At 33.1% G+C, this 21,517-nt stretch carries 17 protein-coding genes; 14 read left to right on the top strand and 3 right to left on the bottom strand.

Translation table 11 applies throughout. The features are described from left to right. Nucleotides 1-114 precede the first annotated feature (114 nt). The 7 genes from ACHRV3_RS02315 (at nt 115) to ACHRV3_RS02285 (ending at nt 7,536) form a co-directional block, all read left to right on the top strand. A complete protein-coding gene (locus tag ACHRV3_RS02315; protein ID WP_395434400.1) occupies nt 115-339 on the top strand; it encodes a hypothetical protein in 225 nt (74 codons plus the stop codon). Nucleotides 340-495: 156 nt separating this feature from the next. Then, nucleotides 496-2,466, top strand: a complete 1,971-nt coding sequence (locus tag ACHRV3_RS02310; RefSeq protein WP_395434399.1) for an ATP-binding protein — start codon at nt 496-498, stop codon at nt 2,464-2,466. A 417-nt stretch (nt 2,467-2,883) separates the two neighbouring features. Next, nucleotides 2,884-3,681, top strand: a complete 798-nt coding sequence (locus tag ACHRV3_RS02305) for a hypothetical protein (RefSeq protein WP_395434398.1) — start codon at nt 2,884-2,886, stop codon at nt 3,679-3,681. Between the two features lie 593 nt (nt 3,682-4,274). Further along, nucleotides 4,275-5,024 (top strand): DUF1223 domain-containing protein, encoded by a 750-nt coding sequence (locus tag ACHRV3_RS02300; RefSeq protein ID WP_395434397.1) that lies wholly within the window; start codon nt 4,275-4,277, stop codon nt 5,022-5,024. A 103-nt stretch (nt 5,025-5,127) separates the two neighbouring features. Further along, nucleotides 5,128-5,550, top strand: coding sequence for a DUF1801 domain-containing protein (locus ACHRV3_RS02295; protein WP_395434396.1), 423 nt, complete (start codon nt 5,128-5,130; stop codon nt 5,548-5,550). A 270-nt stretch (nt 5,551-5,820) separates the two neighbouring features. Beyond that, complete coding sequence (locus ACHRV3_RS02290) at nt 5,821-6,873, top strand: META domain-containing protein (RefSeq protein ID WP_395434395.1); 1,053 nt, start codon at nt 5,821-5,823, stop codon at nt 6,871-6,873. 183 nt (nt 6,874-7,056) lie between these two features. Further along, entirely contained in the window at nt 7,057-7,536 is a 480-nt protein-coding gene (locus ACHRV3_RS02285) for a DUF1203 domain-containing protein (protein WP_395434393.1), read from the top strand. Between the two features lie 72 nt (nt 7,537-7,608). Here the strand turns inward: ACHRV3_RS02285 and ACHRV3_RS02280 are convergent, their stop codons facing one another. Then, nucleotides 7,609-9,216 (bottom strand): class I SAM-dependent methyltransferase, encoded by a 1,608-nt coding sequence (locus tag ACHRV3_RS02280; RefSeq protein ID WP_395434392.1) that lies wholly within the window; start codon nt 9,214-9,216, stop codon nt 7,609-7,611. A 456-nt stretch (nt 9,217-9,672) separates the two neighbouring features. Here ACHRV3_RS02280 and ACHRV3_RS02275 point away from each other — a divergent pair, with 456 nt between their 5' ends. From ACHRV3_RS02275 to ACHRV3_RS02250, 6 genes are all read left to right on the top strand, one after another. Next, nucleotides 9,673-10,629: a YheT family hydrolase gene (locus ACHRV3_RS02275; RefSeq protein WP_395434391.1), complete on the top strand. Its 957-nt coding sequence runs from the start codon at nt 9,673-9,675 to the stop codon at nt 10,627-10,629. A 384-nt stretch (nt 10,630-11,013) separates the two neighbouring features. After that, nucleotides 11,014-12,561 (top strand): alkaline phosphatase family protein, encoded by a 1,548-nt coding sequence (locus ACHRV3_RS02270; RefSeq protein WP_395434390.1) that lies wholly within the window; start codon nt 11,014-11,016, stop codon nt 12,559-12,561. A gap of 359 nt (nt 12,562-12,920) precedes the next feature. Continuing rightward, nucleotides 12,921-13,379: an RNA methyltransferase gene (locus tag ACHRV3_RS02265; protein WP_047778108.1), complete on the top strand. Its 459-nt coding sequence runs from the start codon at nt 12,921-12,923 to the stop codon at nt 13,377-13,379. Between the two features lies 1 nt (nt 13,380). After that, a complete protein-coding gene (locus ACHRV3_RS02260) occupies nt 13,381-15,072 on the top strand; it encodes a S8 family serine peptidase (protein WP_395434389.1) in 1,692 nt (563 codons plus the stop codon). Between the two features lie 320 nt (nt 15,073-15,392). Beyond that, nucleotides 15,393-16,190 (top strand): triacylglycerol lipase, encoded by a 798-nt coding sequence (locus tag ACHRV3_RS02255; protein WP_230002169.1) that lies wholly within the window; start codon nt 15,393-15,395, stop codon nt 16,188-16,190. An 11-nt stretch (nt 16,191-16,201) separates the two neighbouring features. Further along, nucleotides 16,202-17,176, top strand: coding sequence for a hypothetical protein (locus ACHRV3_RS02250; protein WP_395434388.1), 975 nt, complete (start codon nt 16,202-16,204; stop codon nt 17,174-17,176). Between the two features lie 169 nt (nt 17,177-17,345). Here the strand turns inward: ACHRV3_RS02250 and ACHRV3_RS02245 are convergent, their stop codons facing one another. Together ACHRV3_RS02245 and ACHRV3_RS02240 are read right to left on the bottom strand one after the other, a co-directional pair. Further along, nucleotides 17,346-18,677: a S41 family peptidase gene (locus ACHRV3_RS02245; RefSeq protein ID WP_395434387.1), complete on the bottom strand. Its 1,332-nt coding sequence runs from the start codon at nt 18,675-18,677 to the stop codon at nt 17,346-17,348. A 1-nt stretch (nt 18,678) separates the two neighbouring features. Further along, entirely contained in the window at nt 18,679-19,119 is a 441-nt protein-coding gene (locus ACHRV3_RS02240; RefSeq protein ID WP_395434386.1) for a MarR family winged helix-turn-helix transcriptional regulator, read from the bottom strand. Nucleotides 19,120-19,530: 411 nt separating this feature from the next. Here ACHRV3_RS02240 and ACHRV3_RS02235 point away from each other — a divergent pair, with 411 nt between their 5' ends. Beyond that, complete coding sequence (locus tag ACHRV3_RS02235) at nt 19,531-21,009, top strand: serine hydrolase (RefSeq protein ID WP_395434385.1); 1,479 nt, start codon at nt 19,531-19,533, stop codon at nt 21,007-21,009. Nucleotides 21,010-21,517: the final 508 nt, after the last annotated feature.

The raw sequence follows: 21,517 nt of genomic DNA, 5'->3' as shown, positions 1-21,517 counted from the left end.
TAATCTCAATTTACATCAAATCTAGTTAAAATGTTACGGAAATCCCGTACAATTTAGAAAAAATAAAGCTTTTTTTTTACCAAATATTCATGATTAATAAAAAAATACAATTTTATGAGAATTAAATTCTACTTACTGGGACTTGTTTTTGCTTCATTATCAATGGCTTCATGTTCAAATGATGATATTGAAAATGAGCAAGTTAAAAATTTAAAAACACAAAAAGATGCATTTGCGCGCGAATTGGATTCAAGCAGTATCAAAAGGGAGATAGCACCAACTAATTGTGACGGGGAACATTATGGCGACCCAAGTAATCCGAAACCACCAAGACACTAAAAATTTATTTGCTAATTATTAATATCATTAAGTTCCGATTTATTTCAAAATGTTATATTTGAGATTATAAACAACAATTGTATTTTGGCTATTTCGACCCGGGTTCCTTATTATTTTATTTTTCTCCTTTTTTTCTCGTGTAAGAAAAATGACACGTTGAGCTTTGAAAGTAGCCCAACGGATTTGTTTGATAAAAATTACGTTTGTAATCTCGAAAACAATAAAAAAGAGGCCTATTTAGATTATCGGGTTCTTGTCTTAAAAAAGAAAAAGAATGATTCGGCAGTAAGGGATGCTTATTTAGAAATTGCGTCAGAATATTATTATATTAATAAATCAAAAAAATCTTTAGAGGTTAGTTTGAAAGCTTTAGAATTATCAAAATTGGCTAGTGATAGTGTCAGAATGGCAAAGTCATCTTATTTTGTAGGAGATTGCTATGAAAATACACAAAAAGACAGTGCATACTACTATTATCTTAGAGCTGAAAAAATATACCATAAAATTCATGACAACGATAATGTTGCCAGAATGTTATTCAACAAAGGCTATGTTTTATTTTATGACGGTAATTATATAGAAAGTACTGTTGAAATTTCTAAAGCTTTACAATATTTAAAAAAATCCAAAGATTACGAACTGATTTACAGTTGTAATACTTTAATGGGGAATTGTCTGGAGAAACTGGTTAAGTACAATCAGGCTTTAAAATACCATCGCATGGCTTTGGAAGTAGTCGGTAAAATGAAAATTACAGACAAAGCTCATGTTAACAATTATAATGTAAGTTCTATTATTAACGTTTGTAATCTACATGATTTAGAAGGCGAATACGATAAGTCTATAAAAATGCTAACCCCATTAGTAACCGAAGACTTAAAAAAGAAATGGCCTAAATTGTATGCGAACGTTTTAAGTAATCTGGCTTATTCAAAAATGAAAAGCAAAGACTATAAGAATGTAAGTTCAATGCTTTTTGAATCCCTTAAAATAGTCGATAGTATAGGTTTAGAACCGGATATTCTATATAAAAAGATACGTATAGGAGAGTATTATTTGTCTCAAAAAGATACGGTACAATCTATTAAGATTCTGGTAGAAGCAAATCGACTGGCTGTTAAACTAAAAAGCAGTAATGAGATTCTGACCACTTTGAGATTACTTTACAAAATTGATAAAAAGAAAAACTTATACTATACAAATGAGTATATTAAGTTAAGTGACAGCATTAATGCCATTCAGAAAAATGCACACGATAAGTACTCCAGAATCGAATATGAGACGTCAAGAATTGAGGACGAAAATAAGATTCTGACCAAGAGAAATTTTTACATCTTAATTACCTCCTTTGTATTAATTCTGGGACTGTTAATAATTATCCTTTTTCGCTATTTGAAATATAAAAATCAGGAAATGCGATTCTTTAAAAAGGAGCAGTTGGCCAATGAGGTCATCTATCAATTATTGACCGATCAGCAGGAGAAAATTAATACAGCACGTGAAGACGAAAAGACAAAAATAGCGAAAGAATTACACGATGGCATAATGAATAAAATTTATAGTGTCAGAATGAATTTGGGCTTTTTTAATTCACAGAACAATGCTGAAATTATAGAAAAGCGACGATATTACATTATTGAATTGCAAAATATCGAAAATGAAATACGTACGGTTTCACATGGCTTAAGTCACAGCTCGTTCTTGGAGCATAGTGATTTTAATATCTTGTTAATGGCTTTGATAGAAAATCAAAAGGAAATTACGGAAACCAAGTTCAATTATTTGGATAATGACGGGATCGAATGGAGAAGTATTCAGATTATTTACAAAATAAATTTGTACCGAATTATTCAGGAGGCTATTTTAAATGTCAATAAATATGCTAACGCAAAAAGTTGTGAAGTAAAGATCAGTAAAAAGAAAAATAATATTCTGAAACTGACCATTACAGATGATGGTGTTGGCTTTGATGTTCGAAGCAGAAAAGCAGGCATTGGATTAAGTAATATGAGAGACCGAGTAAATTCTTTGAATGGGAAGTTTATCGTAATTTCAAAAACAAATGAAGGAACCAGAATTGAAGTTACAATCAACCTTCATATACAAGGTCGACAGGGCTTGTTTTAATTTTTAAATCCTATTTAGTAAAATCCGGATGGAGCAAAGTCTGGTAAAACTCAATATTTTAACCTCAATGATTGAAGTGGTTTGGCATAATTCTTCCAAATCCAAAATTCCTATTTACTTTTCTTTTAGTGTTGTTTCGGTATGGAAGCTCCATGTATTGTGATATTAGTTGTTTTATTTAGGAGCGTTGTTGCAAGTTTCTGAAGACCGTAATTATTAGATCAAAAGCCCGTAATTTTTAGACCTATATCTCTGTTACCTTAGTGTTAAATTGGTTGACTGAAATAATTAGAATAAACATTTGAAACTGAGATTGATGAAATCATAAGGGAATGAAATAGTAATAGGTTTCTTGTTTTTTCTCTTATCCTGTTTGCCATTTTTCAGTGAGATAATTTAATAATAAACAGAGACGCAATGCAACAAATCAATCAGATTACTACTAGAGAAAATTGGCATAGAGAGATAAGCAAGATTGCTTCTTATGAAGGAAGTGTTTCTGAAGTTTCTACGATAGATTGTATGATAATAAACGCTTCAGATCTTTCTTATTTTTATGAGTTAACAGCTGGAAATACGATAGCAGAATACACTGTGTTAATCGGTTTGTACAATATACTGCTTCAACATTATTTTGAGGATTGTAACAGGATAGCGGCAAATATTGACTTGGATTTTAAGACGGTATCGGTAGGTTACGAATTTGACAGTATTGCTCAAAAATCAATAAAAGAATTTCTCCAGGAAGTCAGAGAAGAAGTGCAGACGGTTTATAAATGTATTAGCTATTCCGAAGATGATTCCTTTTTTGCTGCTGATGTACGTAATGTCCCTTTTCATTTTAATTATGGAGCAGAGGAGACAGAAGCGGATTTAAATTATGGATTCTCATTTCAAATAGAAAAGCTGGAGAATAAAGATTATGAAATTTTAGTTAGTCATTCTCCAAAATTTATAGACAGTGTCATTGTTTCTGATTTTTTAATGAATTTTAAAAATTGGTTGAAAAATTTAAAAGAGAACATTGATACTCCGATTTCTAAAATCCCACTGCTTTCAGACAGAGAAAGAAAGTGGCTTACTTATAATTTTAATGCGGTGAATTTTAATAGTGAAATTGCTGGTTCTTTAGGCGAGACCATTGTCGAAAGAAAAATTAACATGATTCCAATGGAGATTGATGTTATTCATACACAAACTAGTTTCTTGTTTTGATTTTTCTTTTTGCGGAACGTATTGCCAAAAATAATGCAATAAAAAGTTGAACACGAATTACACGAATTTTCACGAATTAATTGTTGAGATTCTTTGTGGGGAATTTTGCCACTGATTAAAGGATTAAAAGGATTTAAGCTATTCTGCAATTCGCAAATAAATTAGTGAAAATTCGTGTAATTCGGGATCAAGACATATTGTTTTGGAGGAACACGATCTCGCAAAGACGCCAAGCCGCTAAGTTTTTTTCCTATTTTTAAGCTCCACCTTTCTGTTTTCTACTTTCTCGCTTTGGATTTCTAAAAATAGTATTGAGTCTCAAAGTTTTTTCTGTTTTTTCATTAAAACTTTGCGATTTTGCGACTCTGCGAGATTTTTTCTTCCCCGCAACTTTCGGGCTTGATCCGTAATTCGTGGCGAAAAACCACTAAGCCTGTATTATTATTATGTGTTATAGCATTTTACTAAGTAGCAAGTTAATTGCTTATATTCGTGTTGAATAAAAGAAGTGTGAAATATTTAGTATTAATGTAATCTGGGCGACAATTAGATTTTCATACTATAAGTACATTTGACTTATAAAATTGTACGTTATGAAAAAGATTTTTTATTTGTTTTTAGGGATTGCACTATTGATTTCGATGGGATTTTCTACGTTTAAAGAAAAAAAGGCAGAGGAGTCTAAGTCATTTGTTGTCTTAGAATTGTTTACCTCCCAGGGCTGCAGTAGCTGTCCGTCCGCCGACAGATTAATGGGGAAATATGCTGTGGCAAACAATCCCGATATGATGCTGTTGTCATTTCATGTAGATTATTGGAACTATATTGGATGGAAAGATCCGTTTAGCAAAAAAGAATTTTCAGAAAGACAAAGACAATACGCAGCAACATTAAATTCCTCAGTTTATACGCCGCAGTTGATCATCAACGGAAGTGAATCGGTTGTAGGAAGTCAGGAGAGTAGTATCACAAGGTTTATTAAAGAAGCACGAGAGCAGAAACCTTTGGGGGAATTGAATATTACAGCCGAAAAAAAACTTAGCAATGTACAGGTGCAATACCATTGTAAAGTAATTTCGGCGAAAGATAAAATTTGTTTTGCCTTAGTAAAAAAAGAGGAGTCTACTGCAATAAAAAGAGGGGAGAATTCAGGTTTGACACTCACCAATTACAATATAGTAACTGATTTTAAGACCGTTCCTTCTGATTCGAAATCAGGTAGTATAAATTTCGTTTTGAATGGCAATGCAACTGCTTCCGAATACCAGATTATTACGTTTGTTCAGGATGCGAAATCATTGAAGATACTTACTGCTGCAAAAACAGAAATTATAACCCAATAGTTTGAAGAGCAGGTATTAAATAATTTATAAGCTGATCCGACGTTTTGCAGATCGTATTAACTTGGAAGGAATATTATAGGAAACAACTAATTGTATATTTTATATGAATGTAGAAGAGCAAATCAAAGAATATATTGCCAGTCTGCCGGAACCAAAACGAAGTGAAGTGCAAGAGTTACACCGGGCCACACTGGAGGTATTACCGGGATGTCAACTATGGTTTTTTGATGGTAAAAACAGTGAGAATAAAGTTGTAGCTAACCCTAATATCGGATATGGATTTTTCGTCATGGAATATGCTGATGGAAAAACCAAAGAGTGGTTTCAAATTGGGATCAGCGCAAATAAAACCGGAATTTCTGTATACATTTTAGGAATCAAAGACAAAACTTATCTGGCAAAAACCTTTGGAGAAAAACTAGGCAAAGCAAGTGTGACGGGGTACTGCATTAAGTTCAAAACGCTAAAAGATATCGATCTTGCTATTCTTCAGTCGGCTATACGATACGGAAGCCAGAACAGTTGATTTTGGTGCGTCATTGGTGTCATCATTGCCAACTGTTTTTGGGTTGACGGGTAGCGAAAAATTTATTTTGCCCTGTAATCTGATAGTCAATCAATAAACGGGTTTGTTTACTTTTTACGAAAATTTTTTTAAACTTATTTTTTGTAATGGCACGATTAATGCAAAGAAGCCAACGATATGCTTTTTTAAAGCAGATCGAGTTTAATCCTAATTGTAGGTATCAGCAATACTTTTGCACCTATTAATGGAATATTTTATAATCAAATACTTATGAGTATTACAAAATTTGAAACGATGAAAAGATTTAAGAAGATGTACGTTTTTATGATGCTATTGTTAGTATCAGCATTTACCTATGGACAGGAAACAATCAAGATGACTGTCAAAGAAAACAAAGTGCCTTGTCAGGGTGTAGCTCCGATGGAATGTTTAGAAGTGAAATATGATAATGGAAAGGATTGGGAACTTTTTTATGATCATATCGAAGGCTTTAATTTCGAAAAGGGTAATCGCTACGAAATTATAGTAATCAGAACAAAAAGACAGGGAATTGTGCCGGCAGATGCTTCTTCTTATCTTTATAAATTAAAAAGTATTGTTTGGAAAAAACCGGTAACAAAGTCTAATGGGATTTACAATACCAAGATGATATTAACGCGTTTGAATGGTAAAACAATCAATTCAAAGAGTGTATATATGACCATTGATCCAACTACCGAGACGATTAGCGGGAAAAGCGGATGCAATAACTTTAATGCAAAATACAAAAAACTGAATTCTAAAAACGGGATTCAAATTAGTGCAGGTGCAGGAACCTTAATGGCTTGTAATGATGCTGCAATGAAAGTAGAGAGAGACTTTCTTGACGCTATAAAAGATAAAAAATACAAAATCGTTAAGAAGAAAAATGTTGTTCAGTTTAAGAACTCAAAAAATAAAACGATAATGGAATTTACTATTCCTACTCAAAATGATCTTTGGAGTTATATTGGTAAAAATGACTGGAAACTAATTAGCCTTGAAAATGTTGGGCAAGATTATGGAAGAGCTTCAATTAAATTTAATATTGCCGAAAAGAAAGTAAATGGAAATAGCGGTTGTAATAATTTTTTCGGAAGTTATACTGCTAGCGGTGATAACTCTATTCAGTTTAGCAATATTGCATCTACCAGAATGGCTTGCCTAAATGAAGAAGCGAATAAAACAGAACAAAAAATACTGTCTTTTTTAAATGACAAAAAATTACGTTTTGACGTAGCTGATCAAACACTTAATTTCTATCTTGATAACAAGTTAGTAATGATGTTTGGTGTAGCAAAGTAAATAGATTCAAACCTAGAAATAACAATAAAACCCGGCAATTGTCGGGTTTTGTTGTTTATACTGGTGAAGTGTCAATGTATTCTTCGATGCGACAAGATTATTAGTTTATGAATTAGCAACTTTCGGATTTTGTGAGCAATAAAAGCAAACTAAATTTGGAGTAAACTTGTAAATTGAAACAAAATGAAAAATTTTAAAATTATACCTCTAACGACAGAATATGCAAATAAAATCAAGCAAACTTATAAAGATGATTTCGGTAACCAAGTATACGAAGAAGTAGCAACTGGGAAGGGCCCTTGCCGAATTTCATTACAACCATTTGATGTCGGGAATGATAGAAGATTGGTTTTGAAACACAGTCCGTTTCAGATTGACAATATTTTCAATCAGCCCGGCCCCATATTTATTCAAAAAGAGGAAGTAGAACCGTATGCCGATATTTATAATTTTCCTCACGCAATAAAAGCAGATAAAGAAAATTTTCCATTGACATTAATAGGTTACAACAAAGGGCAAAAAATGATATACGCCAAGCTGGTTGGAAACGCCGATGTAGATGATTTAATTGTCAAAATTTTTGAAAGTAAAAAAGAAATTGAGTTTCTTCACGCCAGAAATTCAGAAGCTTGTTGTTTTATTTGCAAAATTGAACGATTATAAAATTAGTTGTAGTTGCAAACGATAATAGTATTGAAATGCCCCTAATATAAGCTTCTATTGTCTGATCAATTATCAGTTTCCCTTTAGTAAATTGATGCTTACTGTAGCGATATCAGCATCCGGAAAACGGCTAAAAATGGATTGATCCGGAAATAATCCTGCTTCAGCGGCAACGGCATTGAAGATATCGATTTCAACAATGTATTGATCGGAAAAACCATGAGTAGCATCATAAGCTGTTGCGGGAGTTTTTCCTAAATTCTGAGCAGTAAGTTTTGGATCTATGGTATGTAATTCAATCAAAAGCAGACCAAATTTACGAACGTAAGGCGACCATTTCTGTAAATGTTCCAACAGATTATCTTCTATGTGGTTGTTACTGATTCTTTTTCCATGGTAGGCAAAAGCACCGGTAGATTTACTGATTCTGTCTGATTTAATGTGTTTCGGCTCTTCCCAAATTCGATTGTGATCCAAAAAAGTTCTCACGTTTAGCAACTCTTTCAGGTCAATATTGTAATGTTCTTTCAAGTCTTGGGCTAGCAAATCGGGGCGTCCAATGTCTCCCCAAATGACCTTTGCCCAAATATCTGCTTTGATAAGATTGGCTCTTGTCACTTTCAGAGCCGCTTGGTTATAATCGGCACCAACAAGAAACAACGGATACTCATCAAGCATTTTTCCTCTTAAAGTTTGTCTGTCAATGACTTCAAAAATATGCTGTAAAAAAGCACCATTACCACAGCCCATATCCAGTATTCCTTTAGGTTGTTCTTCAATTGGCAGGTTAAAAAGCTTAACCAGAATCTCGTCTACAACTTTAAAATAAGTATCGTGAGCTCCTCCGCTTCCCCATACATTCATTTCACGGTCAACATGTATTTCATTTTCACCCTCTGTTACCATTCTTAAAACGGTTGCATCGCCAAAAATCAATTCTTCAATTTTCGCAAAGGTCGGCAGATAAGAAACAGTAACCCCATAGGCACTGGCTCTTTTAGCATAAAACAAACCCACTTCTGTAAATTGATAATTGCCATTTTTCTCCAGGAACCATCCAAGATGTACAAAAAAGTCTAATATTTTTTTAAATTTTTCAGGAGATTTATGAAATTCCTCCGGCTTGAAGGAAGTCTCCATAAAATATTTATGAAACATGCCGCTCATTGCCAAACGGACAATGGTTGGTCCAATCAGATAGCCTTCTATGTGCTTTAAGATTTGGTTTTGTATACTGTTTACAAGCGGATCTTCACCCTGTTCAACCCAATAATTTTGTTTGTATTTTTCAAAAATAACATTAAGTTTTTCAAATGGTTCATCCTCAAAGACACGCGGATGAAACTGGATCGAAAATTTTAGTAAATCAACCACATCTTCATACAGGTAAAACATCGAAAAGGCTGTTTCTGTCTTTTCATTTGTCAGGATCGTAATTTCCTGAGTGCTGTTATTCACTTCATAATCGAAAAAACCTTGCGAAGCCAAAATCCTCAAACCAACATTTAGATAGCCTTCATTTGCTTTAAAAACAGTTGTAAGCTGTGCCAACTGTAGTTGCTTTTTGTCCAGAATAAAATCTAAAACTCCATTGTTTTTCAATGCTATTGCAACAGGGGCAACTGCCAGGCCGTCAAGATGTCTGAATATAGAACTACGGAGTTGTGATTTATCGGTCATAGTAAATGAGTGAAGGTTTACTCAAAAATAGTGATTTTTTTGACTGAGGACATGGATTGTCGCAATTGATCTGGCCAAATTTTTGTTTTTATTAAATTATATAGATGGATGTTTTGTTATGTAATTCATCTCTAGGTGATTAAAGTGTATTGAGTTTAAAAACTATTTTATTGAATCTTCTATTTTGTGTTTTTTTGAATAGCCGTTGGTTTTAATCAACGGATTTAAAAGATATCGATGCAAGGCTTTAGCCAAAATTTCGCGGTTAAGGTTTTGGTTAAAGCCTATACAATCAATCCTATCCGACCGTTGATTAAAACCGTGGATTATTCAAATGCTGATTGATTAATTTTAATAGAAAATATTTGAGTTTTAGTGAAATAAAAACGACAGTATCAAATGACATGTTGATTGATTTCTTAAATTTGTATCAAGCACCATAAAAACTTCTTTAGTATGCCAATTATTGAACAATCAGAATATAGTTTGCCTTTTATAATGTACCGTAACAGGCACATTTCTACTATTTATGCTGCTCTGTTTAAAAAATTTGATGTTCCGGGCTACACAAGAGAAAAACAGGAGTTAAAAGACGGCGATTTCATCAATATAGATTTCATTCTAAAGGATTCTAAAAAAGCAGTGATTTTATGCCATGGTTTAGAAGGAGATTCGCGAAGAACGTACAATAATAGCTGTGCAGCTTATTTTCAGGAGAAAGATTTCTCCGTTTTCGCTTGGAACAATCGCACTTGCGGGGGCGAAATGAATCGGCTTCCGAGACTGTATCATCATGGTGCTGTGGATGATCTTGATGAAGTAGTGCAATTTGTTTTACGAAAAGGCTTTGAAGAGGTATATTTAATCGGATACTCAATGGGAGGCGTGCAGCTTTTGAATTATTTGGGCTGGATAAAAATGGATGAACGCATAAAAGCGGCAGTCTCTATTTCAGTTCCAACGCATATCGCAACAAGTGCAGCGGAACTCAAAAAAGGGTTTAACAGAGTTTACTTAAAGAATTTTACAATCGATATTAAACGAAAGCTAAAGCACAAAGCAGCACAATTTCCGGATTTTATAAACCGTGATCAGATTGATAAAATTTCTTCTTTTGATGAAGTCGACCATTATTTTACAGCACCGTTGCATGGTTTTGCAAGTCGGGATGATTATTATCAGCGTGTTTCTCCGGAATTTTCGCTTAAAAATATTACCACTCCGGTGCTCATTATTAATTCGCTTGACGATCCTTTTTTAGGAGAAAGATGTTATCCGAGAACAATAGCGGGTGACAGTGCTTATGTGTATCTGGAAACCCCAAAATATGGTGGACATTGCGCTTTTCCACTGCGCAATTCGATGTATTCCTATGCAGAGAAAAGAGCGTATGAGTTTTTTGAATCCTTTTAAGGCTTCATAGTTTCTTAAAGCTACGATCAAGTCCAAAAGTTGTCGGTATGTAATAATCTCGCAAAGTCGCGAAGTCGCAAAGTTTCTTTTCCTCTTTTCTTCTTTTTTATCTTTAATCCTTTGCTCCTGAAAATTGCTTCTAGCAATCAGCAAAACAAATAAAACTTGGCGACTTCGCGGCTTTGCGAGAGCCATTCCCAATCTCAAAGAAAGAATTTTCATAAAAACCTAAAACTTTTGGACTAGATTATCAATAGAAGTGTAGTGTTTATTGGTTTTTTAAACAGTTGTAAAATACGGTTCATAAACACGTAAAAGTACGTGTACAACTTTGATTTTAATTATTTTAATTTACAGTTAAGTTGTAATGTAAAACAGTTAAAAATGGAAAACGAAAACCAATTTGACGGTCTGGATACTTTTGACCACATTGTCGTTCTGATGCTCGAAAATCGTTCTTTCGACAATCTTTTAGGCTTCCTCTATGAAAATGATGAAGTACCAGCGAATAAGTCGTTTGAAGGGCTTTACAACCCCGCAGTTGACTATGCGAACCCTATTCCTCCAAGAGTTATCAATAACTCAGGAGAGACGAGTATTTCCCCTTCACGCGCTATGAACTATTCGGTACCTTATCCCGATCCGGGTGAGGAATATCCGCATGTAAATACACAACTTTTTAATACGATTGACCCGCTTTGCAATGTTGGTTTGCCGGAGTATAAAATGACACCACCTTACAACCTGCCTACTCCTGTACCCACACCCGGGGGGATGATCGGATTTGTTAACGATTATGAAAGTAATCTTAGAGCTACTTATGGTATTGATGACCCAAGTTACGAACAGTATGAGGTAATCATGCAGTGTTTTCAGCCGGACCAGATTCCGGCAATGGCTACTTTGGCTAAGGAATTTGCAGTTTTTGATCATTGGTATTGTGCGGTGCCCAGTCAAACCTATTGCAATCGGGCTTTTTGGCACGCAGCCAGTTCGGGGGGCAAAGTGGTTAATCCGCTTGAGGAAGACGGAACCGGTTTTCCCGGTATTGATGGCGATTTCAGCGATATGGATTCGTGGATAAAAGAGGTTTGGCCTCTTCCCACCATTTTTGACCGCATGAATGACAAGGATGTTTCATGGAAAGTTTATTCGCCTATTGCGCCTCTGAGCCTCACCAATATTGTCAATGGCTTTGGAGACGGAAAAGACAAAACACACGGACATCTTGATTTTTTCTTTGATTTGAAATTTGGAAGTCTTCCGCAATATTCGTTCGTGGAGCCTCAATTTCTTGACAAACACAATGATCAACATCCGTCTGCAGTGAATCACAAATTAGCTACGGGAACTGTAAAATTAGGAGATGAACTGATTCGCGAAGTGTATAATGCCATCAAAAATAGTCCAAAGCGAGATAAAATACTTTTTATCATCACTCATGATGAACATGGCGGCTGTTTTGACCATGTATATCCGCCTGCAACAGTACCACCTGTTCCCGGTATGAAAGGACAGTGTGATTTCACTTTTGATCGTCTGGGCATTCGAGTTCCTATGATAATGGTTTCCTCCTATATTCAACCAAATACGATTATCAACGGACAGTTTGAGCACACCTCATTCATAAAAACTGCTTGTCAGAAATGGGGACTGGATGCGTTAACCGACAGAGATAAAGATCCAAGTGTTTTGCCATTTACAGAGGTTTTTTCCAATCAAAAAAGAACAGATTGGCCCGACATCCCGTCCCATATAAGTCTGGAAGAATTACTTCCTGAGCCCGATACAAGTAAAGATCCATTAAACGGTTTACAAAAAGCAATGTTAACGAGTCTGCTGCATATTGAAAAGGTTAGAGCGCTAGGAAACACCCAAAAAGAAGATATACAAACTATTGGTGATATGATGGAGTTTATTAAAAGGTTTTGATGGTGTAAGGTGGATAGATTGACTTTGCTGTTATTTTATAATGCAATAAGTATTTTTCCTTTATTTATCGAGAATTTAAGAGGGAAGAGGGGTATAGAAATTTTAGATTTACGGCTTTTTATTTAGGCTAATATTTAGCAATTATTCATTTCTGGTTTACATCTTGTCAATCATAATTGACTCGGCCTTACCTGCAAAAAAAAGTTTCTAAACGAAAAGCCGCATCATTAACTTTCATTGGATTTATTTTCGCTAATAGATATCTCCTAAAATTGCAATACAGAATTACCAATCCCAGACTTTCGTTTCAACTTAAGAAAAAATTGATTTATCTACTTACAGTTTGTATTTTTGCCCTTATGAATGATAACTTTATAAATGAATATTTTGGGATAGGAATACAAAATGGTAAAACTCCTGAAAATTTGGGTGTTTTGTGGCGATCTGCTCAAAACTTAGGTGCTACTTTTATATTTACCATCGGGAATCGATATGCCAAACAAGCCTGCGATACTCATGATGCGGTAAAAGCAATTCCTTATTTTCATTATGATACTTTTGAAGCTTTTTTTGAAAACCTGCCAAAAGGAGCGAGATTGGTTGGTGTTGAATTAGATGAAAATGCCTGCGATTTAGAAACCTTCGAACATCCAAGACGTTGTGTTTATTTATTAGGAGCAGAAGATCATGGTTTATCCAAAAAAGTAATGGATAAATGCCATTATTTAGTGAAATTTAAATCCGAAAAAAGTTTAAATGTTGCTGTGGCTGGAACTATTATTATGTACGACAGGAACTTGTCTAAACCGCGATCTTAAAATGAAATCACTTTATATCTTATCATTATTTATAGTAATTCTAATAGGATGTAAATCAACGAAGCATTCAAAAATTACTACTCTAAAACCAGATACTGAAAAACAACTCGCAATTTCAGATCAAAAAACATGGTATAAAAAGGATTTTCAAAAGGATAATATACCTGGAATTTCTTTGGATAAATGGTATGCACAAAATAAAAAGAAGCCAAAAAATAATAACATTATTGTTGCAGTTATTGATACCCAAATTGATTTAAAACATGAAGATTTACAAGGTGTAATCTGGACAAATGCAAAAGAGATTCCAGATAATGGTATCGATGATGATAACAACGGATATATAGACGATTGCAACGGCTGGAGTTTTACAGGTACCAAAAGTGGAGGTTACGTGGTATGGAACCGATATGAATATGTACGTATAGTCAATGAATGGGAAACATTATTTAAGGATAAAAAAGAAACCCAAATCGAAACTAAAGATTTGTACAAGTTTAAAGTATACCAAAGAGCGTTAAAAACATTTGAGGAAAAAAATAAGTATTATAAAAACTGGCACAAGTCTTTAATACATGGTGTAGCAATTTATCCCTTGGTAAAAGATACTTTAAAACATTTTTTTCCTAAAGAGGATTATACTTATCAGCAATTGGACAGCATGTATAATAAATACAAAATTAATAATAAAAAATACCGCCAGAGACGAGATGATAATGACAAAGATCTTGGTGCACTTGTGTTTTTTATGATGAGTAATCTTGAAGTTAATCAAAAAACTTTTGATGATGTAAAAGATCAAGAAGTTCAATTAGATTCTGTAGTTAATAAAAATTTAAATTTAGCATACAATGAACGACTTCCTATTGGGGACAATCCAACGGTTTTAGAAAAAGGATACGGTAATAATAAGATCAGCAATACTATAAAGGGTGTAAGAACTATTCAGGATCATAATACGATGGTATCCGGTATTATTGCAGCAAATAGGAGTAATGCTATTGGCATAAAAGGAATTGCTGATGTGAAAATTATGCCTTTAAACATTTCCCCATCTGGTGATGAACATGACAAAGATATTACCATGGCAATCCGGTATGCTGTAGATAATGGAGCTAAAATAATTAACATGTCTTTTGGCAAGGAGTTTTCTATGCATAAAGATTGGGTAATAGATGCTTTTAAATATGCCCAGGATCATAATGTTCTTCTTGTGCATAGTTCTGGGAATGATAGCCAAAATTTAGATAATTTCCTTAACTACCCCAATGACCTTAATAATGATGATACCGTGGAGATCTATGACAATTTTATTAATGTAGGTTCAACGACTCAACAATTAGGGGATAAATTTGTATCTGATTTTTCAAATTATGGTAAGCAGAATGTAGACTTATTTGCACCTGGCGATGAAATTTACACCACCGGAGCAGGAAACATCTATAAATTTGAATCAGGGACTTCATTTGCAGCCCCGATGGTTTGTGGAACCGCTGCATTGATTTGGTCCTATTACCCTAAACTTACTGTAAAAGAGGTTAAACAAATTATTTTAGATTCAGGTACGGCATATGATATAAATGTTATTGTTCCGGGAACAAACGACAAAAAAGCACCATTCTCTGAGCTATCAAAAACAGGAAAAGTTCTAAATGTGTATAACGCGATGGAATTAGCTAAAAAAAGTAAGTAAATAAAGTAAATTTTGAATTAGATTTTTGAGCAAACTCTCGAGTTATTTAGCAGTAAATAAGAATTTTTAAAATAAAGAAAAGGGTATTTATACTTGTGCAGTATATGTAATTTATTTTTTACTTTTAAATATTTCCAAGCTATAAAATATATTCACTATAAATTCTCAGATAGTTGTTAAAACTCTATTGTTTTTATATTAATACTACAGGTTGAAAAACGCGTTTTTGAATATTTTTTTTTAATTTTCAATACTTTTCTAAACTTATATGAAATGAATTGAAAATCAGTAGCTTTTACTAATAACTTTAAAATTAGAAAATGTCAAATCATACTATTAGTATTGGAATTCAAAAACACGGATTAAATTCGCAAGGTTTTTTCAGTTATAGTGAGCCTAAAAATCTAATTGTGTTTATTCATGGTTTTGGTGGCACTTCTATAGGAACATGGAATAATTTCCCAACTTATATTACTTCAGAAGAAGAGTTTGCAAAATCTGATATTATTTTTTACGGATACGATACTTTTAAAGGACAAGCCGGTGATCATTCCGGAGAACTTTTCAAATTTTTAAATCTTGTCGAAAATCCAGTAGCCAACCATATTTTGCCCATTGCACAAGGATTGCCTGAAAGAAACTATAATGGGATTATTTTAGTGGCTCATTCTCTCGGAGCAATTTTGACAAGACAAGCTTTAATATTTGCGATCAATGAGAATAAGACATGGGCTGATAAAGTTACTTTAGCATTGTTTGCACCGGCTCATCATGGAGCAAACATTATTAACTTGGCAATGCAAGCTTTACCTGGTTTAACCGGATTACTTGGGATTTTTGCTAAACTAAGATATCCAATTCTTAATGATTTAGATAATACTGAGGAAGGTATTATACATTACATAAAGGAACGGACTCACGAATTTCAAAATCAAAATAAAGGCGATTGTACTAAAGCAAAATTAGTTGTCTATGCTAAGGGAGATAAAGTAGTCAGAAATATTCCTTATCTAAATGATATAGCTCCGATTGTTTTAGCAGAGACAAGTCATGTCTCTGTTTGTAAACCCAAAAGTGGTTTTATAGAACCATTGGACTTGCTTAAGTCTATCATCTAAACTAAGGATTTATGGAAAATACAGACAGAAATTACGATTCTTTAAAGGCCGAATTTTATGAAAAGAAGATGCCGTCGCAAGGATTTGAATTGATAAATCAGTTAATTCTAGAAAATAGAAAGATTGACTTATATGCTTTACTGGATGATCATAAAAAAAGAAGTTATTACGGACTTGAACTTCAACAACGATTTTGGACGGATGAGTTAATAGGGTATTATAACTTTTTATTAATTGCCGTATTCGCTGGATTTATACCTCGAAAATTCAATAATGACCTAAGACAAGAAATTAATAAAATAATGTCTTATGAAGCTGTAGTGGAGTACTACAGAATAAACTATCCTTATAAATTAGCTGGATATACTTGCGAATTTTCGTTAAATGAAATGGAATATAATGGAGAAACAAATGAGGAAAGTTTACGAATTTTTAATGAATATATCAGTTTAAACAGATTCTTAAAAAATGATGATGATGTTGACGTTTTTTTGGCAATGCTAGATTACGTTAGTTATGGTGAATACGATATTTCGGATGTTATTAAAAGTTTAAAATCATTCGAAAAATTAAGTCAAATAATTACATCAAAGGATAAATCCGCTTTAGCACAAGGCGTTTGGGGTTTTATTAAATATACCTCTTTTATAAGTCAGTTAAGGACATTAATGGAAAGCGCTGATGACTTTCCTATTCTTCAATCTGCCATTTGGTTGTATCATGAATATTATTTCAACCGATTACAAATGAAAATGAAGTCTTTCTTTGATATTGCGTTCTTTAATCTTGAAAAAACGATGAACAACGAATTGCTTTTTAAAGAAATGGTCGAAGGGCTATACAATCAAAATGTACCAGAAGATTTTAATTATAAAGAATTAATGGACTTTTCAATAAAAGAAATAAGTGACGCTAAAGATGACATTAGTTATATTTTAAATGAAAATTGGAGTTTAGCGATGGAAGACTATTTTAAAGAATCTTAAAGATTATTGTTTCGTTGTTCCATATTTGTTGCATGAAGTTATCGCAAATTTTAGACAATGCTATAGTGTTATCTTGTGCAATTTTTATATAAATAATACTACTAACAATAAACGTCTTATAAAATTAAGAGGCTTATTATTAGTACTTATTGTATTAAGGTCACCGGCATCATTCTTTGGAATACATTCGCTCATGTCCATCTTGATAAATCCTTTTAATTCCAGTGATGGAATTTTTTTCTAAAATTATTTTTATACGAAATTCATCTATCCCATTTACCAGAAACAAATTTTGTTCTAAAGGGGTAAGCAAAAAGCTAACCGTATTATTCCATTTATAATACAAATTGGAATTCTCATAGACCAGTTCACTTTTCCCATATTTTCCTTGATATGATTTTAGAATTTCGCGATCTATAATCGCTGGTTTTTGCCTGTTTTTAACAACCGGAATAATCCAATCAATAGGGTGTAATGAATCTTTATTTTTCGATGACAATTTTTGTAAGGCTAAAAGATGAGCTACATTCACAGCGTCTTCGCTTTTACATAGTACATCCGGAGTGACGCCGCGGCCCTCAAAATCTGTTTTTGTAATAGGGTCTGTTACTTCTCCAAAAGGTATGTTTACAGAAAAGCCGTTTGTTATTATTTTTCGATCAATCGGATGGGCGCCACCTGCTGTCTGCTCTCCAACAATAGTGACACGTTTAAGGTTTTGAAGAGAATAACTCATCCATTCAGCAGCGGAAAAAGTTACGCCACTTGTCAAAATATAGATGTCAATTTCATCTAATCGTTTGCCGGGAACAGAAGGTAACAACCACATTTCTCGATCTATTTTTTTTCTCCCACTTTCGTAATAATAATATTTATAGAGCGGTAAATCTTTATTGTAAAACAAATAACTGCTGATAAATTGCCCCATCTCCATTGCTCCACCATTATTTTTACGCAAATCTATAATTAAAGCATCTGTGTTGCTTAAAAACTGTAACGCGGTTGTTGCAACTTCACTTGCTTCGACCGGATCGTGAAAATAGGTAAATTCCAGATAGCCCACATTACCTTCCAATATTCGTGTTTGTTGAAAACCAAAATTCTTTTTTTTCGCCTCTGTTAGTTCTTGAGCTTTAATTGTTTTTCGTAAAAGATCATCTTTGCTTTTCAATTGATCATTTATCCATTGTGGATCGTAAATTACATTAAAATGCAAATCTTTGCTAATATCTACAATATCTGTTGTGAGCATGGAGGCAAATTCTTTTGGATTAGAACTTTTACTATACTTGCCTTTTTTATAGTTTTCACTCAACTTTGTTTTTATATTTTGTAGCGCGTTGGGGCGTATATAAAATTCTATAAGCTTTTTGTTTAGCGAATCTAAAATATCTTTTTTTTCTAATTCAGTAAGATTAACTTCTGTTCGGGGAGCTATTGTTTTTTGCGAATAAAAAGATGTTGTTAGTACTAATAGCAATAAAGTGATGATACGTTTCATTTTAGCTGGTTTTACAATTGGAGATTATTTTATTGAGTATTTTGTCAAGGAGTTCAATTTCATTATTAGTTAATCCATTTAGAGCAGTTTCCCTATTATGTGTTATAACTGGTGATAATAGCTCTATGGTATTTTGTCCTTTTTCTGTTATTTTGAGATTAAATTTCCTTCTGTCAAATTCATTTATTTCCCTTTTTAGATAGTCTTTTTTCACCATTAATTCAATTATTCTTGTAATGGAAGCATTGTCTTTAAAAATAAGATTAGCGATTTCTTTTTGAGAATAATCAGAGTTTTTATTGAGGATTATTAGCACTAAACATTGATCAACAGTTATATCGGTTACAATTTTGCTGATTTTTTTTTGCGAAATTTTTCTGTATTCTTTTATGGCTTGTTCCAGCGAATAAAGTACTGTTCCTGTTGGGGTATTGTTTTTCATCTTTATTTTGTTTGATACAAATATAATTGATATGTCAATTAAATAAACATAATTTTAAAATTTATTTTGTATTTGATTTTTTGGGGAGTTAGAAAAGCAGTATTTTAAAGGAATATTTGGGTTGATTTTATGTTCTAAATTCAGTTCAATACACTGCTGGTCAATGAAGTATTTTTTAATTATCAATGACTCTTCTCCGCGAAGGTCTATCATGACAGACGCCGTGTATGCCCTCGGCCAGTGTCTTAGCGTACATTAGTGCAAGAATTTCGCGTGACAAGATTAATCCATTTTGGTATGATTTGGAAAAGCTTTCTGTAAAACAACTGGGATATAAATCCGGAAAAACGATTGCAGTAATAATATTTTATTATTTTCGTTTAAAATCAATCAATCAATCAATCAATCAAAATGAAAAAACAAATATTTCTTTACTTTACAGCTTTACTTTTTACAAGTACTATTTCAGGACAAGAGATAAAAGATTTCTTTTCAACGCTTGCTAAAAATGATCTTTTTTACGGCAGTGTTTTAGTTTCCAAATCAGGAGAAAATACTTTTTCAAATTTTTATGGATATTCCAATATCGATAAGAAAGAAAAGATCAATGAAAAATCGCAATTTCCAATTGCATCGGTATCAAAAACGTTTACTGCGGTAACAATACTGCAGCTTAAACAAAAAGGTAAATTGAACATTGATGATGCAGTGCAAAAATATCTTCTGAATTTTCCTTATCCAAATGTCAGTATCAGGCATCTGATAAGCAATACTTCCGGATTGGGGCAAGAATATCATCTATTTGATAAGGAAATAAAAGAAAGTCCGGAAAGAATTTTTTCTAATGAAGACATTATACCGGCATTAATTGATAATAAAGTACCACTTTCGTTTGCTCCAGGAGACAAATGGGAATATAATAATGTTAATTTCTGTCTTGCGGCATTAATAGTAGAAAAAATAGCCGGAATTAGTTTTGGAGATTATATGCTAAAAAATGTTTTCATTCCTGCTAAAATGAAAGATTCATTTCTTCCAAAAAACAGAAAGCTTAAAGAACCAAATCAAGTAGAATTGTACACTTATCCAAACTTTTATTCTACGGACGTAGTGAATGTTCAAACCTTAAAAGAAACTTTTTTAATCTATGAGAAAAGCAATTTTTATGGAGGTGGAAGTATTGTAAGTACTGCTCTGGATTTGCATAAGTACCAAAAAGCATTATTTAGCTACAAGCTTTTAGGCAAGAAAGAATTAGAAGAAGCACTGACGCCGACAAAGCTTAATAATGGCAAAATTGCTTCTTATCGTTTGGGCGAAAAAGAGATTGCCTATGGTTTGGGATGGCAAATCTACACTAATGACACTAATGAAAAAATAGTTTTTCATGATGGACTCATTACTGGACTTACTTCAATTTTGATGCATAACATTACTAAAAACAACACGGTTATTTTGCTGTCTAATACAGCAAATCCGGTTTTCGTGACAGCCAATGAAGTTTTGAAATTAATAGATAAGAAGCCTTATAAAATGCCATTACAGAATCTTTCGAGAGTCTACGGCAGTTTGCTTGAAAGTGGGAATAAAGAAAAAGCAAATGAATTAATTGGAGAATATTTAAAAAATCCAGACACTTACGAAACAACAGAAAGAGATTTTAATAGATTGGGATATCAATTTCTGAGACTTCAAAAAACAGACAATTCTTTACTAACATTCGCTTCAGCGGCATTAATTTTTCCAAATAGCTCAAATATATATGATAGCTATGGGGAGGCATTGCTCCAATGCGGTAAAAAAAATGATGCGATTAAGATGTATCAAAAATCGGTTGAATTAAATCCGGATAATGAAAATGGTAAAAAAGTATTAAAAGAATTACTGTAAGTAACGAATATAGAAGTTTAGAGGTAATTAATTTTCAAGTACTTAATGCAGTAACAAATTCCCCACAAGCGTATCGTATACCTCGGTCTGAATGGAAAATGGGTGGCGATTTGTCAATGATTGGTCTGTTGGTTTAAGCCCAATGTCATTAAGCTAAGAAAATTTTTCACGCAGATTCTGCGGTTTTTTTATTTGATTCCGCTAAAATCTGCATGAGACTTTTTTCTCATAATTATTAACTTAATGACATTGGGTTTAAGTGATCTTAAAAATATTAGTATTGCTTGCTGTTACAGAGCAATACAGCGCCCCGATACAGAAAGTAGCAATCTAGTGCTTACTGCTATCGAGGTAGAAATTAAGGTACAATTCAGAACAAATTATCTCCTCCTTTGCAGTTTTATAAATTTAAATTTAAGCCGTGCCTTACCTAAGAGAATACTGGTGGCTTTGCGCAAAATATTCCTTTCCATTTTAGGTAGGATCTCCAAATTAAGCGCACTTTTTT

Source organism: Flavobacterium sp. FlaQc-49, assembly GCF_044005985.1.
Classification (GTDB): domain Bacteria; phylum Bacteroidota; class Bacteroidia; order Flavobacteriales; family Flavobacteriaceae; genus Flavobacterium; species Flavobacterium cupriresistens.
This window is presented reverse-complemented; position numbering and strand designations above follow the sequence as displayed.

Coding starts and splice junctions, on each gene's coding strand:
- ACHRV3_RS02255 (WP_230002169.1), top strand. CDS start 15,393: ATGTCAAATCATACTATTAGTATTGGAATTCAAAAACACGGATTAAAT.
- ACHRV3_RS02265 (WP_047778108.1), top strand. CDS start 12,921: ATGAATGATAACTTTATAAATGAATATTTTGGGATAGGAATACAAAAT.
- ACHRV3_RS02295 (WP_395434396.1), top strand. CDS start 5,128: ATGAATGTAGAAGAGCAAATCAAAGAATATATTGCCAGTCTGCCGGAA.
- ACHRV3_RS02300 (WP_395434397.1), top strand. CDS start 4,275: ATGAAAAAGATTTTTTATTTGTTTTTAGGGATTGCACTATTGATTTCG.
- ACHRV3_RS02240 (WP_395434386.1), bottom strand. CDS start 19,119: ATGAAAAACAATACCCCAACAGGAACAGTACTTTATTCGCTGGAACAA.
- ACHRV3_RS02285 (WP_395434393.1), top strand. CDS start 7,057: ATGAAAAATTTTAAAATTATACCTCTAACGACAGAATATGCAAATAAA.
- ACHRV3_RS02250 (WP_395434388.1), top strand. CDS start 16,202: ATGGAAAATACAGACAGAAATTACGATTCTTTAAAGGCCGAATTTTAT.
- ACHRV3_RS02315 (WP_395434400.1), top strand. CDS start 115: ATGAGAATTAAATTCTACTTACTGGGACTTGTTTTTGCTTCATTATCA.
- ACHRV3_RS02290 (WP_395434395.1), top strand. CDS start 5,821: ATGAGTATTACAAAATTTGAAACGATGAAAAGATTTAAGAAGATGTAC.
- ACHRV3_RS02270 (WP_395434390.1), top strand. CDS start 11,014: ATGGAAAACGAAAACCAATTTGACGGTCTGGATACTTTTGACCACATT.
- ACHRV3_RS02245 (WP_395434387.1), bottom strand. CDS start 18,677: ATGAAACGTATCATCACTTTATTGCTATTAGTACTAACAACATCTTTT.
- ACHRV3_RS02235 (WP_395434385.1), top strand. CDS start 19,531: ATGAAAAAACAAATATTTCTTTACTTTACAGCTTTACTTTTTACAAGT.
- ACHRV3_RS02280 (WP_395434392.1), bottom strand. CDS start 9,216: ATGACCGATAAATCACAACTCCGTAGTTCTATATTCAGACATCTTGAC.
- ACHRV3_RS02275 (WP_395434391.1), top strand. CDS start 9,673: ATGCCAATTATTGAACAATCAGAATATAGTTTGCCTTTTATAATGTAC.
- ACHRV3_RS02260 (WP_395434389.1), top strand. CDS start 13,381: ATGAAATCACTTTATATCTTATCATTATTTATAGTAATTCTAATAGGA.
- ACHRV3_RS02305 (WP_395434398.1), top strand. CDS start 2,884: ATGCAACAAATCAATCAGATTACTACTAGAGAAAATTGGCATAGAGAG.